The 12,147-nt window shown below is 72.3% G+C and carries 16 protein-coding genes and 3 pseudogenes; 10 read left to right on the top strand and 9 right to left on the bottom strand.

From position 1 onward, the window contains the following. Both O3W51_RS30115 and O3W51_RS30110 read right to left on the bottom strand, forming a co-directional pair. Window positions 1-1,008 (bottom strand): AMP-binding protein (locus O3W51_RS30115; RefSeq protein ID WP_269287780.1); only part of this gene is annotated, 1,008 nt, incomplete at its 3' end. A gap of 214 nt (window positions 1,009-1,222) precedes the next feature. Then, entirely contained in the window at window positions 1,223-1,438 is a 216-nt protein-coding gene (locus tag O3W51_RS30110; RefSeq protein ID WP_269287779.1) for a hypothetical protein, read from the bottom strand. Window positions 1,439-1,500: 62 nt separating this feature from the next. On the opposite strand from O3W51_RS30110, the gene O3W51_RS30105 reads away from it, so the two are divergent. Continuing rightward, complete coding sequence (locus O3W51_RS30105) at window positions 1,501-1,752, top strand: Lrp/AsnC ligand binding domain-containing protein (protein WP_269287778.1); 252 nt, start codon at window positions 1,501-1,503, stop codon at window positions 1,750-1,752. A 27-nt stretch (window positions 1,753-1,779) separates the two neighbouring features. On the opposite strand, the gene O3W51_RS30100 is transcribed toward O3W51_RS30105, so the two are convergent. Next, window positions 1,780-2,661, bottom strand: a complete 882-nt coding sequence (locus O3W51_RS30100) for a LysR substrate-binding domain-containing protein (RefSeq protein WP_138355722.1) — start codon at window positions 2,659-2,661, stop codon at window positions 1,780-1,782. A 132-nt stretch (window positions 2,662-2,793) separates the two neighbouring features. Between O3W51_RS30100 and O3W51_RS30095 the strand changes: the two genes are divergently transcribed. Further along, window positions 2,794-3,834 (top strand): bile acid:sodium symporter family protein, encoded by a 1,041-nt coding sequence (locus O3W51_RS30095; protein WP_138355723.1) that lies wholly within the window; start codon window positions 2,794-2,796, stop codon window positions 3,832-3,834. Window positions 3,835-3,846: 12 nt separating this feature from the next. Here O3W51_RS30095 and O3W51_RS30090 read toward each other — a convergent pair whose 3' ends face one another. From O3W51_RS30090 to O3W51_RS30075, 4 genes and pseudogenes are all read right to left on the bottom strand, one after another. Then, window positions 3,847-4,218, bottom strand: coding sequence for a DoxX family protein (locus O3W51_RS30090; protein WP_138355724.1), 372 nt, complete (start codon window positions 4,216-4,218; stop codon window positions 3,847-3,849). 8 nt (window positions 4,219-4,226) lie between these two features. Beyond that, the gene (locus O3W51_RS30085) at window positions 4,227-5,078 is read right to left on the bottom strand and encodes a thioesterase family protein (protein ID WP_198358124.1); all 852 of its coding nucleotides are present in this window, start codon (window positions 5,076-5,078) and stop codon (window positions 4,227-4,229) included. A 97-nt stretch (window positions 5,079-5,175) separates the two neighbouring features. Further along, entirely contained in the window at window positions 5,176-6,024 is an 849-nt protein-coding gene (gene fdhD, locus O3W51_RS30080; protein WP_138355726.1) for a formate dehydrogenase accessory sulfurtransferase FdhD, read from the bottom strand. A 6-nt stretch (window positions 6,025-6,030) separates the two neighbouring features. Further along, window positions 6,031-6,414, bottom strand: a pseudogene (locus tag O3W51_RS30075) (4Fe-4S binding protein); the annotation flags it as partial. A 117-nt stretch (window positions 6,415-6,531) separates the two neighbouring features. Between O3W51_RS30075 and O3W51_RS30070 the strand changes: the two are divergent. From O3W51_RS30070 to O3W51_RS30050, 5 genes are all read left to right on the top strand, one after another. Next, complete coding sequence (locus O3W51_RS30070; RefSeq protein WP_244809891.1) at window positions 6,532-6,678, top strand: hypothetical protein; 147 nt, start codon at window positions 6,532-6,534, stop codon at window positions 6,676-6,678. Next, window positions 6,645-7,037, top strand: coding sequence for a hypothetical protein (locus O3W51_RS30065; RefSeq protein WP_244809510.1), 393 nt, complete (start codon window positions 6,645-6,647; stop codon window positions 7,035-7,037). Before O3W51_RS30070 ends, O3W51_RS30065 begins: the two co-directional genes overlap by 34 nt. Before the next feature lie 136 nt (window positions 7,038-7,173). After that, entirely contained in the window at window positions 7,174-7,854 is a 681-nt protein-coding gene (locus tag O3W51_RS30060; protein ID WP_138355727.1) for a GntR family transcriptional regulator, read from the top strand. Window positions 7,855-7,875: 21 nt separating this feature from the next. Further along, a complete protein-coding gene (locus O3W51_RS30055; protein ID WP_138355728.1) occupies window positions 7,876-8,232 on the top strand; it encodes a chorismate mutase in 357 nt (118 codons plus the stop codon). A 121-nt stretch (window positions 8,233-8,353) separates the two neighbouring features. Then, the gene (locus O3W51_RS30050) at window positions 8,354-8,899 is read left to right on the top strand and encodes a hypothetical protein (RefSeq protein WP_269287777.1); all 546 of its coding nucleotides are present in this window, start codon (window positions 8,354-8,356) and stop codon (window positions 8,897-8,899) included. Here O3W51_RS30050 and O3W51_RS30045 read toward each other — a convergent pair. Further along, window positions 8,895-9,099: pseudogene (locus tag O3W51_RS30045) on the bottom strand (MFS transporter); the annotation flags it as partial. The gene O3W51_RS30050 and the pseudogene O3W51_RS30045 overlap by 5 nt on opposite strands. Between O3W51_RS30045 and O3W51_RS30040 the strand changes: the two are divergent. From O3W51_RS30040 to O3W51_RS30030, 3 genes and pseudogenes are all read left to right on the top strand, one after another. Then, window positions 9,099-9,329, top strand: a pseudogene (locus O3W51_RS30040) (succinate--CoA ligase subunit alpha); the annotation flags it as partial. The pseudogenes O3W51_RS30045 and O3W51_RS30040 overlap by 1 nt on opposite strands. Next, window positions 9,326-9,757, top strand: coding sequence for a carbonic anhydrase (locus O3W51_RS30035; RefSeq protein WP_138355730.1), 432 nt, complete (start codon window positions 9,326-9,328; stop codon window positions 9,755-9,757). The pseudogene O3W51_RS30040 and the gene O3W51_RS30035, both read left to right, overlap by 4 nt. Further along, a complete protein-coding gene (locus O3W51_RS30030) occupies window positions 9,757-11,295 on the top strand; it encodes an aldehyde dehydrogenase family protein (RefSeq protein ID WP_269287776.1) in 1,539 nt (512 codons plus the stop codon). Before O3W51_RS30035 ends, O3W51_RS30030 begins: the two co-directional genes overlap by 1 nt. Window positions 11,296-11,346: 51 nt before the next feature. On the opposite strand, the gene O3W51_RS30025 is transcribed toward O3W51_RS30030, so the two are convergent. Further along, the coding region (locus tag O3W51_RS30025) for a DUF2254 family protein (RefSeq protein WP_269287775.1) at window positions 11,347-12,147 on the bottom strand (801 nt) is incomplete at its 5' end.

The following is a 12,147-nucleotide window of genomic DNA, read 5'->3' as shown; positions in this document are numbered from 1 at the left end:
CTTCAGCAAGGTGCGAGACGCGCTCGGGCCGTGGCCGGTGCCGAACGCCTTGGCCTCCACGGCCTCCGCGTACCGCACGGCGATCTCCACCGACTTGTCGAACGGGCCGAGCTTGCCGTCCGCCTCCGCCTTGCGGCGCGCCGCCTGGAAGACCTTCTCGAAGACGTAGGGGACGGCCAGGACGAACGTCGGCCGGAAGACGGCCAGGTCCGGCAGCAGGTCGGCGGCGGTCATGCTCGGCTGGTGCCCGAGCCGGATCCGGTGCCGGACGCACGCCACCTCCACCATCCGCCCGAAGACGTGCGCGAGCGGCAGGAAGAGCAGGGTGGACGGCTCCTCGCCCGGCTTGTTCGCGAAGACCGTCTCCCAGCGGGCCACCACGTTGTCCGCCTCGGCCATGAAGTTGCCGTGGCTCAGGACGCAGCCCTTGGGCCGGCCGGTGGTGCCCGAGGTGTAGATGATGGTGGCCGTCGCGTCCGGGGTGACCGCGAGCCGGTGCCGGTCGATCACCTCGTCGCCGATGTGGGTGCCCGCCGCGGCGAGCTCCTCGACACAGCCGGCGTCGAGCTGCCACAGCCGGCTCAGCTGCGGCAGCTCGTCGACGGCGGCACCGATCGTCATCGCGTGGTCCTCGTGCTCCACGACGCAGGCGACCGCGCCCGAGTCGTGCAGCATCCAGCGCACCTGGTCGAGGGAGGACGTCGGGTATACGGGGACCGGCTGGGCGCCGATGGTCCACAGCGCGAAGTCGAAGACGGTCCACTCGTAGCGGGTGCGGGACATGATCGCGACGCGGTCGCCGAAGCGCACCCCGTTGGCGAGCAGGCCCTTCGCGACGGCCACGACCTCGTCGCGGAACTCGAGCGCGGTCACGTCCTGCCAGTGCCCGTCCACCCTGCGGCCGAGCACCACCTGGTCCGGGTGGTCGGCAGCGTTGTTGAACACCGCGTCCGCCAGTCCTCCGACCTGGGGCGCCGTGGCCATCGGGGGAACGGTGAACTCGCGCAACTGGTGCTCCTCGAGCCGCTGGGCCTGTCCGGCGGGCGGCCCGTAAGCTACCTGATCCGCCGACCGGGCGGGAGGGCTTGGTCCGCACCAGTACTTTCGGACATCTGTGCTGGTAGGGCACTGGTTCCCGGTTGTCGCAAGGGAGTACGACCGAGGGCCGGACCCCCGAAGGTTGTCCGGCCCCGCCGATCTCCACCAAATCTGCGCCAACCGGTTACCGCCGCTCTACAGCGGAAGCCGGAGCGGGGAGGGACCCCGATTCCGTCCCGTAAGCCGCTCCCTCGCCCGCCGGAGCGGGCACCACGGGCCGGGCCGCGGGGGTCTTCACGAGGAGCAGCACGGCGCTGAGCGAGGCCCAGCCTGAGGCGGCGTCCAGCGGGCTCTGGCCGAACGCGCCCAGCCCGATCAGCACCAGCCCGATCCCGATCACCAGCCGGTACGGGGCGCCGTGCAGGAACCTGCCGCCCAGCGCGGCCGTGACGAGCGCACGCCGTGCTCTGGCTCACCGTGCGGCCCTCCGCCCTGTCCGCCGTCGGCCAGGCGCTCTCCGAGCACAGCGAGGTCGCCTTCGCCTGCGCGACCACCGGCTCGTCGAACCTCTTCGCCGCCGCCCTGTGCCGCGACACCGCGCACCTCTACCGCTCAGCAAGAAGATCGGAGCGCTCGACGGCGTCCAGCACGTCGAGACCGCGCCCACGCTGCGCCGCGTCAAGCACCTGGGCGTACGGGGAGCGGCGGCGCTGAGTCGGCCGTCCTCCCGGCCTGAAGAGCTCACACGGCCCGGTGCAGCCGGTCGCCCGCCGCCAGGATCGCGGCGGCGAGTGCGTCCGCGGCGTCGGCCGCGTCCGGGGCAGAACCGCGGCGCCGGCCGTGCAGCAGGACGAACTCGACGCCGCCGAGCTCCGGCAGGCCCGCCCGGGCCGGGACGGGGGCCAGGCCCGGCGGGATGAGCCCCTGGGCGTGCACCATCACGCCGAGCCCCGCGAGGGCCGCGGCGGTCAGCCCGCTCAGGGAGCGGCTGGTGCAGGTGATCCGCCAGGCGCGGCCCTGCCGGCCGAGGACGTCCAGGGCGCGGGCCCGCGTGATGCCGGGCGGCGGATAGACGATCAGCGGCACCGGCCGGTCGGGATCCAGCCGCAGCCGCCGGCCCTCGGCGGCGATCCACACCAGCTTGTCGCGCCAGACGAGCTGCCCCGGCCCGCCCTCGCCGAGCCGCTTGGCGAGCACCAGGTCCAGATGGCCGGCCCCCAGCCGCTCGCGCAGGGTGCCGGAGAGCTCCACGGTCAGTTCGAGGTCCACCTCGGGGTGGTCACCGCGGAACCGCTCCAGGATCTCCGGCAGCCGCGGCGTCGCCAGATCCTCCGAGACGCCGAAGCGCAGCCGCCCGCGCAGCCGGGTGCCCGCGAACCAGCCGGCGGCCCGTTCGTTCGCCTCCAGGATGGTGCGGGCGAAGCCGAGCATGGCCTCGCCGTCCTCGGTCAGGCCGACGCTGTGGGTGTCGCGGGAGAAGAGCCGGCGCCCGGTGGCCTCCTCCAGCCGCCGCACCTGCTGGCTCACGGTGGACTGCCGCAGGCCCAGCCGCCGGGCGGCCTGCGTGAAGCTCAGGGTCTGCGCGACGGTCAGGAATGTCTTCAACTGCGCGGGGTCGTACACTCCGCCAGGTTATCGCGGAACGTGATAACAGTCAGAGTGGCCAGAGGGATTCCCGATCGCCATGATCAGGAGGAGGCTGGAGAGGCAACCCGCCCGCCCCGAGGGCGCGGGCCGCCCCACGAAGCAGGAGCAATGCGCCGCCCCACTTACCCCGCCTGGCTCCCGGTCGATCCGTTCATCGCGGCACTCCTCGGCACCGTCCTGCTCGCAGCGCTGCTGCCCGCCACCGGCGGCGCCGCCACCGCCGCGGGCGGCGCGACCGATGCGGCGGTGGCGCTCCTCTTCTTCCTCTACGGCGCCCGGCTGTCGACCCGCGAGGCCCTCGACGGCCTCAAGCACTGGCGCCTGCACCTGACCGTGCTCGCCTGCACCTTCGCGGTCTTCCCGCTGCTCGGACTGGCCGCCCGCGGCCTCGTTCCGTTCGCCCTGTCGCCGCAGCTGTACACCGGGCTGCTCTTCCTGTGCCTGCTTCCCTCCACCATCCAGTCGTCGATCGCCTTCACCTCCATCGCCCGTGGCAACGTGGCCGCCGCCATCTGCGCGGGCTCGTTCTCCAGCCTCATCGGCGTCTTCCTGACCCCGCTGCTGGCCGCTCTGCTGCTCGGTGGCGGTGGCGGGGTCTCGGCGGACTCGGTGCTCGACCTCGTACTGCGGCTCCTCGCGCCGTTCCTCGCCGGGCAGTTGCTGCGCCGCTGGACCACCGGCTTCCTGACCCGGCACAAGAAGGCCCTCGGCCACGTCGACCGGGGTTCGATCCTGCTGGTCGTCTACACGGCGTTCAGCGCGGGGATGGCCCAGGGCATCTGGCACCAGGTCACTCCCGTGCGGCTGCTGGAACTGCTCGTCGTGGAGGCCGTGCTCCTCGCGGTGATGCGAGCCCTGACGTCGTACGGCGCCCGCCGGCTCGGCTTCGACCGCGCGGACCGCGTCACCATCGTCTTCGCCGGATCGAAGAAGAGCCTGGCGTCGGGACTGCCGATGGCCACCGTGCTGTTCGGCGCGCAGGCGGGCCTGACGATCCTGCCGCTGATGCTCTTCCACCAGATGCAGCTGATGGTCTGCGCGGTGATCGCCAAACGCTGGGCGCGGCGGACCGCCGATCAGGTTCAGGTTCCGGTCGCCGTGACCCGTCCCCTGGAGATGTCACATTCGAGTGGGCCCGATCCGTCGTAGGAGCCCGCGCGGTCAGCGCAGGAGGTTCACGACCAGCACCGCCAGGGCCATCGCCAGGAAGAGCAGATACGCGCCCAGCGCGCGCCCCCGGTCGCCCGCCCGGAGCTGACGCGACAGCACCCAGCCGAAGATGCCCACTTCGACGGCGGCGCCCGCCACCCCGAGCGCCGGAACCCACAGGCCGATGATCACCGCGACCGTGGCGAACAGATGCAGCACACCCAGCAGGGACACGACCCACAGGAACCGCCCCTGGAGCACACCCAGCCGGGTCAGTTCATCGAGCCGGGCGAGGCCGACTCTCGCACGGAACAGCGCGACGACCGCGGAGGGGACGACCTCGCACAGCAGCAGGGCCGTCAGCACCACGCTCAGCGTGAACACCGGATCCCCTAGCGCTGGGTGCGGACGCGGGCGAGTTGTCTGGACTGGGCGACCAACCGCCCCGAGGAGTCCCACACTTCGGCGTCCTCCTCCATGTAGCCGTCCGCGAAGTTGCGCGTCGAGTGGACGATGCGCAGCCAGCCCGGGGCGGGCTTCGCCCGTACGTGCACGGTCAGTTCCAGGGTCGGGGCCCAGCCGCCGATGCCCAGGTCGAAGCTGGTCGGGGGCAGCGCGTCCGCTGCCAGAAGCAGCAGCAGCGGGTCGGGCTCGCGCCCGTCCGGCATCCGCAGCCAGCCCCGGATGACGCCCCGGCCGGACGGTGCGCCCATCGCCCAGCCGACGGTGTCCGGGTCGAGTCGCAGATCGAGCCGGCTGAGCAGCTCCGCCTGCTCGACGAAGGACGGCGGCGCCAGTTCGGCGCCGACGCACTTCTCGGGCGGCGGAAGGTTCGGGGGAGTGGCGGTAGTGCGGATGTCGCCGGCCGCGTGGCGGTCCAGATCGCCGTACGTGGCGATGGCCCGCAGCCGCTCCTCGCCGCCCTGCAGCAGCGAGACGGTGCCCGTGGAGACGGTGCGGCCGCGCCGCAGGGTCTCGGTGCGCAGTTCCGCCGGACCCGCGGTCGACGTGGAAAGGTAGTAGGCAGTGATGGAGAACGGGTCGCTGTGCCCGTCCTCCCCGCCGCCGAGTTCGGTGGCCAGGGCGCGGGCCGCGAGCGCCAGCAGCAGGCCGCCGTTGATCCCCTTGCCGATCCGCCAGCCGCCGTCGAGCTCGGCATCGAAGACGGACGGCTCCCCGGACCGCGCCACCACAGCGGTCCCGCGGTCGAATTCGTACCCCTGATCAGTCTCACGGTCTGTCACACCGCGCAGCGTACGACAGCCCTACGGTGCGGCGGGGACCGGCCGGCGCAGGGGGCGCACCCCGCCGGCCGGTCCCCGCCCGTGTGCGCGGACGGCCTCAGCTTCCGTCGGCCGCGGTCCGCAGGATGATCCGGTGCTCACCCGAGTACACGTTCATGGAGGAGCCGCGCAGGAACCCGACGAGGGTCAGCCCCGACTCGGCCGCCAGGTCCACCGCCAGCGACGACGGCGCGGAGACCGCGGCCAGCACCGGGATACCGGCCATCACCGCCTTCTGGGCCAGCTCGAAGGACGCCCGGCCGGAGACCAGCAGGATCGACTCGGAGAGCGGCAGCAGATCCTGCTGCAGGGCCCGGCCGACGAGCTTGTCGACGGCGTTGTGCCGGCCGACGTCCTCCCGGACGTCCACCATCTCCCCGTCCGCCGTGAAGAGCGCCGCCGCGTGCAGCCCCCCGGTCCGCTCGAAGACCTGCTGGGCGGCCCTGAGCCGGTCGGGGAGGACAGCCAGCAGATCCGTGCCGATACGGACCGGGGGAGTGTCGTCGATCTTCCAGAGGGCGTTGGTGCGCACGGCGTCCAGGCTGGCCTTGCCGCACAGGCCGCACGAGGACGTGGTGTAGACGTTCCGCTCCAACGTGATGTCGGGGACGGTCACGCCCTCGGCGAGCCGGACGTCGACGATGTTGTAGGTGTTCGAGCCGTCCACCGTCGCACCCGCGCAGTACACGATGTTCGCGATCTCGTCGGCCCGACCGATGACGCCCTCACTCGCCAGGAACCCCACGGCGAGTGCGAAGTCGTCGCCCGGGGTGCGCATGGTGATGGCCAGCGCCTTGCCGTTCAGCCGGATCTCCAGTGGCTCCTCCGCCACCAGGGTGTCGGCGCGGTGTCCTGCGACGCCGTCCCTGATGCGGAGTACGCGGCGGCGCTCGGTGACCCGTCCCATAGCTGATCAGTCCCGGTTCTGTACATGCTGGAAGCCGAATCGGCCCTTGATACAGAGGTTGCCATGGGTGACCGGGTTGTCGTGCGGCGAGGTCACCTTGACCATCTCGTTCTCCTGGACGTGAAGGGTCGGATTGCACCCCACCCCGCAGTAGGCGCAGATCGTCGTCGCCTCGGTCCGGGACTCCTCGTCCCAGGTGCCGGCCGCGCGCATGTCGAATTCGGTCCTGAAGGAGAGCGCCCCGGTGGAGCAGACCTCGATGCAGTTGCCGCAGTACACACAGGCCGATTCGGTGAGCGGCGCCTCGTGCTCGACCGCGATGTGGGAGTCGAAGCCGCGGCCTGCGACCGCGATCGCGAAGGAGTTCTGCCACTGCTCGCCGCACGCGTCCCGTCGAGATCGCGACCGGCGCCCAGGTGCTGCCCGGTACGACCGCCGTCCTGCCGTACGAGCGGGCGCGGCGGACCGGCGAGTCGGTGAGCGGCTGCGGCCGAGCCGGGCCGGCACATCCGGCGCCGCGGCGAGGAGTGTGCCGAGGGCCGCGAAGTGCTCCCGGCCGGAACGCTCGTCATCCCGGCCGCGCTGGGCCTCGCCGCGAGCGTCGGCTGCGACACCCCACCGTGCACCGCAGGCCGCGCGTCCCCCTGCTGGTGACCGGGGACGAGGTGGTCCGGCACGGAATCCCGCCGGCCGGCCGGGTCCGCGACGCGCTCGGCCCGCTCCTGCCCGGGCACGTCGACTGGCTCGGCGGCATCGCGGAACAGCCCACGTACCTGCCCGACGGCCGCATCCCGCGGCCGCCCGAGCACGGGGTGCTCACCGCTCCCGTCCGCCGGCGCCCGCACGAGACCCGGCTGCTGCCGGTCACCGTCGTCTCAGGCCGCGCGACCCCCGTCGGCCACGACCGCCCCGGGCTCCTCTGGGGCGCGGCCGCCGCAGACGCCCTCGCGGTTCTGCCGCCGACGGACGATGCAGGGGCCGGACGCGTCGAACTGCTCCCGCTGCCACGGTAGGTGGGGGCGGAATCGCCGAGGTGGAGAGCGTCACCGCGGGTTCCCCGCATCCACAGGATGTACTCAGTAGACTGTAGACGAAAACCAATTCGCCGGGCCCGTACGTCAGGTGCGAGCCGCTCAGGAGGGTGGGGCGATGCTGTCCACAGGACTGCCGCAGGGGGCGGTACCCAAGCTGGAACGCCCCGGCCCGCTGCGCGAGCGCGTGTACGACGCCCTGCTCGAACTCATCACCGCCCGCACCCTGCGCCCCGGCCAGCACCTCGTCGAGACCGAACTCGCCAGCCACCTCGGCGTCTCCCGGCAGCCCGTACGCGAGGCGCTGCAGCGGCTCAACACCGAGGGCTGGGTGAACCTGCGCCCCGCCCAGGGCGCCTTCGTGCACGAGCCCACCGAGGACGAGGCAGACCAACTGCTGGTCGTCCGCGCCCTCCTGGAGACCGAGGCGGCGCGGCTCGCCGCGGCCAACGCCCCGGCCAAGGGGCTCACCCGACTCGTCGAGCTGTGCGAGGAGGGCGAGCAGGCGGTGGCGGACGACGAGGTCGACGCCGTCGCCGCCGCCAACGCCGCGTTCCACGCCTACGTTATGACCCTCGCGGGCAACGCCGTACTGGCCGAGCTAGCGGCTCAGGTCGACCGCCGGGTCCGCTGGTACTACACCCCCATCGCGCGCACCCGCGGCATCCAGTCCTGGCACGAGCACCGCGAGTTGATAGACGCGATCGCCGCCCGCGACGAGGTCCGCGCCCAGCACGTCATGCGCGTCCACACCGAGCACACCCGCACCTCGTACCACCAGCGCCCCGACACGGCCTGACCCAGGAACGCGAGAGAAGACATGAGCGAGCAGCCGACCGCCGCGGGCGCCTTCGTCGCCGACGAGGACGTCAGGACGCGACTGCTGTATCTGCGCGGGAGTATCGACAATCTCGACGCGGCCCTGGTGCACCTGCTCGCCGAGCGGTTCAAGTGCACCCAGCAGGTGGGCGAGCTGAAGGCCGCCCACGACCTGCCGCCGGCCGACCCGGCCCGCGAGGCCGCCCAGATCGCCCGGCTGCGCAAGCTGGCCGAGGACGCCCGGCTGGACCCGGCCTTCGCCGAGAAGATGCTGAACTTCATCATCGGCGAGGTCGTGCGCCACCACAAAGTGATCGCCGGCCGCTCCGCCGAGAGCGACGGGACCACCGAGGTCTGACCGGTCGCTCCTGGACATTCCCCGCTGCTCCCCGTCCCGGAAATCGTCCGAAAGTACGAGGCCGGAACGGGACAAACCGTCCAGGCTGGGCTTTCGACGCCGACCGGACGGAGATGACCACATGCTGGGGTACCAGGCAGTCGCGGCGGCCCCCCGCCGGGCCAGGGGGCGGCACCGGGCACGCACCGTCCCCTTGGGCGGGCGCCGGAACCGGCAGGCGGGCGGCGTCTACGGCACCATCCTGGCCAGCGCGCTGCTGATCGTCATGGACACCCGGCTCGACCCGCACCCGGTCGACGACGCCCTGTGGATCGTCATGACCGCGCTGGCGGCAGCGGCCATGCACGCCCATGTGCACAGCGTGGGAACACCGGGCCGTCCGCCCCGCCGGGTCCTCTACGACCTGGTCACCGGGCTGGCGGGGGAGTGGCCCCTGCTCGCGTCCGTCCTGCCCACGGCCGCGCTGCTGCTGCTCGCCGCCGGCACACCGCTGACCGCGTACACGGCGGTGTACGCAGCGCTCGTGGTGAACGCCGCGAGGCTGCTGGGCTGGGGTGTGCTGACCGGCCGCCGCGGCGGCCGGAGCTGGCCTGCCGCCTTCCTGGCGGGCACCGGCGAGGTCGCGATCGGAGTGGGGATCATCGCGGTCACCGCGGCCGTGAAATGACCACCACCGAACACTCCGCTGACCAGCTGCCCGCTGTGGAACAGCCCGTTGTTGGAGGCGTTGTCGTTCTCCCCGAAGTAGTCCGGGGTCAGCGCCGCGAACACCGGGTAGAACGCCCCGCCGCCGAAGCCCGACAGGAAGGCGAAGACCAGGAAGAGCCACTCGCTGTGCGTGCTCCCGGCCCAGATCACGCCGAACTGCGGGGGAGCGCGCCGCCGAGTACATCAAGGCGCACGTGACGAAGCCGGTCGGCGGCTACGTCGCCGGCTTCACGGCGCCCGAGGGCAGGACCATGGGCCACGCCGGCGCCATCGTCTCCGGTTCGTCGGGCACCGCCCAGGCGAAGAAAGAGGCCCTGGAGGCCGCAGGTGTCCAGGTCGGCAGGACCCCGTCGGAAACGGCGCGGCTCGTCCGCGGCCTGCTCGGATGAACCGCATCGACGGCCTGCTGTCGCGCAGAGCCGCCCTCGGTGTGGCGCTCACCCCACTTGACCCGAAGTCGAAGCTTCCCAGAACCCGGGTCGCTATCGTCGCGTGCATGGACGCCCGCCTGGGCGTCGGGACGATGTTCGGACTGCGGCCTGGCGACGCCCATGTCATCCGCAATGCGGGCGGATGCGTCAATGACGACACCCTCCACTCGCTGCGCTTGAGCCAGACTGTAGGCGGGACCAGTGAAATCCTGCTGGCGCACCACGAGGACTGTGCGGCTCTCGGTGATCCCGCCGATGATCTACGGGCGTGTCTGATCCGGCTCCGTGACAACCAAGAGCTGCCCCATACCGATGTGGTGCGCGGCTTCGTCTACACGCGCGGTGGTGCTCTGCGCGAGATCCGCCCCGAACGAGCGGAGAACTGATGACCCTCATCCTCAAGCCCGGCACGGCTTGGTCCGACGCCTGGCGGCGTTGCGTCGAGGTCGCCCCGGAGGCCTTCCACGACGATCGCGTACTCAACTACTGGAACGGCCGCTGGCAGGCGGACGGCCGGCTGCTGCCGACCACCTCGCCCGTCGACGGTTCTCCCCTCGCCGCCCTCCCCCGGTTGGACGCGGCCAGCGCCCATCTGGCGGTACGGGCGTCGCTCGATCAGCACCGGGCGTGGCGGGAGGTGCCGCTCGCCGACCGCAAGGCGCGGGTGAGCGCCACCCTGGACGCGCTCACCGAGCACCGTGAACTCCTCGCGCTGCTGCTCGTCTGGGAGATCGGCAAGCCCTGGCGGCTCGCCCAGGCGGACGTGGACCGGGCCATCGACGGCGTGCGCTGGTACGTCGGCGAGATCGACCGGATGGTCGAGGGCCGGACCCCGCTGCCCGGGCCGGTCAGCAACATCGCCAGCTGGAACTACCCGATGAGCGTCCTGGTCCACGCGATGCTGGTGCAGGCGCTGGCCGGCAACGCCGTCATCGCCAAGACCCCCACCGACGGTGGTCTCGCCTGTCTCACCCTCGCCACCGCGCTGGCCGCCCGCGAGGGCCTGCCCGTCACGCTGGTCAGCGGCAGTGGCGGCGAGCTGTCCGAGGCGCTGGTCAGGGCCCCGGAGATCGGCTGTGTCTCCTTCGTCGGCGGCCGCGACGCGGGCGGCCGGGTCGCCGCCTTCGTCGCCGACCTCGGCAAGCGGCACATCCTGGAGCAGGAGGGCCTCAACGCCTGGGGTGTGTGGAACTACACCGACTGGCCCACCCTGACCGGGCACATCCGCAAGACCTTCGACTACGCCAAGCAGCGCTGCACCGCCTACCCGCGGTTCGTCGTGCAGCGCGAGACGTTCGACCAGTTCCTGACCGCGTACCTGCCGGGCGTCCAGGCCGTCACCTTCGGCCACCCGCTGGCCGTCGAGCACCCCGACGACGACCTGCCCGAGCTGGACTTCGGGCCGCTGATCAACGCGGCCAAGGCCAAGGAACTCGGCGACCTCGTCTCCGAGGCCATCAGCCGCGGCGCGGTCCCGCTGCACCACGGCTCCCTCGCCGAGGGCCGCTTCCTGCCCGGTCAGGACACCTCCGCGTACCTGCCGCCGGTCACCCTGCTCAACCCGCCCTCGACCTCTCCGCTGCACCACGCGGAACCGTTCGGCCCGGTCGACACCCTCGTCCTGGTCGACACCGAGGCCGAGCTGCTGGCCGCGATGAACGCCAGCAACGGCGCGCTCGTGGCGACCCTGGCCACCGACGACCAGGGCGCCTTCGACCGGCTCGCCCCGCAGATCAGGGCGTTCAAGGTCGGTCACAGCAAGCCGCGTTCGCGCGGTGACCGCGAAGAGCTCTTCGGCGGCTTCGGCGCCTCCTGGCGCGGTGCCTTCGTCGGCGGCGAACTGCTGGTCCGCGCCGTCACCGAGGGGGCGGCCGACGAGCGGCTGCCCGGCAACTTCCCGGACTACCGGCTGCAGCCCAGCTGATCCCCGGCCGTTCCCGGTGGTGACGGCGAGTGCCGTCACCACCGGGGCAGGTCACCCGATGCCCTGGTGGTCGGCGAGCAGCGCGAACTCACGGTCCGCGGCGTCCGGCACCTCACGCTCCACGGACTGCTCCACCAGCGCGCGATGCCGCTCCAGCGGCCTGCGCCGGTCCGGCGGCGCGAGCAGCAGCAGATCGTCGAGACCGGCCAGCAGCCGCCGGGTGACCTGCGGGCTGGTGGTCGCGCACAGCCGGATCTCGGTGAACCCCAGATCCACCAGATCACCCCAGGACGGCAGGTCCTGCACCAGCCGGACCGTCCCCGAACGGTCGGTGTGGTGCACCGCGCCCAGCGGCCGGTCCGCCACCGCCGCCAGGAACTGCACGATCCGGTCCAGACACTGCACGGCCGTCGTCGGCTCGTTGATGGCCGACGACAGCGCCCGCAGCCCGATGTCCGCCAGCTGCCGCAGCCCGAACCCCAGATCCTGGTGGAACGTTCGCTCCACCCCCACCGACACCGCGGACCGCAGCAGCCGCACCGGCAGCCTGCCCTCGCTCGGGCCGTGCACCGTCAGCAGCGGCGTCCCCGGCACCACGAAGTCCCCGATCCGCGGTACCAGCCGCAGCACCGTCCCGCCCCGCCGCGCGATCCGCGACAGCCGCGCGATGTTCACGTCCCGCAGCACTCCCGCCCGCCCCCGGTGCGTGATCACCGAGACCTCCGCCGGCAGCGGCAGCGCCCCCTCGGGGGACCGCAGCGGATACGCCCCCAGCACCCGGAACGACTCCCGGGTGATCCGGTCGATCACATAGCTGACCCGCATCAGCCGGATCGTGGCGTTCACATACGC

The sequence above is a fragment of the Streptomyces sp. H39-C1 genome, from assembly GCF_027158125.1.
GTDB classification, from domain to species: domain Bacteria; phylum Actinomycetota; class Actinomycetes; order Streptomycetales; family Streptomycetaceae; genus Actinacidiphila; species Actinacidiphila fildesensis.
The sequence above is the reverse complement of the archived record's forward strand: the minus strand, read 5'-3'. Positions and strand labels throughout refer to the sequence as shown.

Excerpts from the sequence above, each read along its gene's own strand:
- O3W51_RS30095 (WP_138355723.1), top strand. The coding sequence starts at position 2,794 with ATGCGCCGCCCCACTTACCCCGCCTGGCTCCCGGTCGATCCGTTCATC.
- fdhD (WP_138355726.1), bottom strand. The coding sequence starts at position 6,024 with ATGGGACGGGTCACCGAGCGCCGCCGCGTACTCCGCATCAGGGACGGC.
- O3W51_RS30060 (WP_138355727.1), top strand. The coding sequence starts at position 7,174 with ATGCTGTCCACAGGACTGCCGCAGGGGGCGGTACCCAAGCTGGAACGC.
- O3W51_RS30055 (WP_138355728.1), top strand. The coding sequence starts at position 7,876 with ATGAGCGAGCAGCCGACCGCCGCGGGCGCCTTCGTCGCCGACGAGGAC.
- O3W51_RS30050 (WP_269287777.1), top strand. The coding sequence starts at position 8,354 with ATGCTGGGGTACCAGGCAGTCGCGGCGGCCCCCCGCCGGGCCAGGGGG.
- O3W51_RS30035 (WP_138355730.1), top strand. The coding sequence starts at position 9,326 with ATGAACCGCATCGACGGCCTGCTGTCGCGCAGAGCCGCCCTCGGTGTG.
- O3W51_RS30030 (WP_269287776.1), top strand. The coding sequence starts at position 9,757 with ATGACCCTCATCCTCAAGCCCGGCACGGCTTGGTCCGACGCCTGGCGG.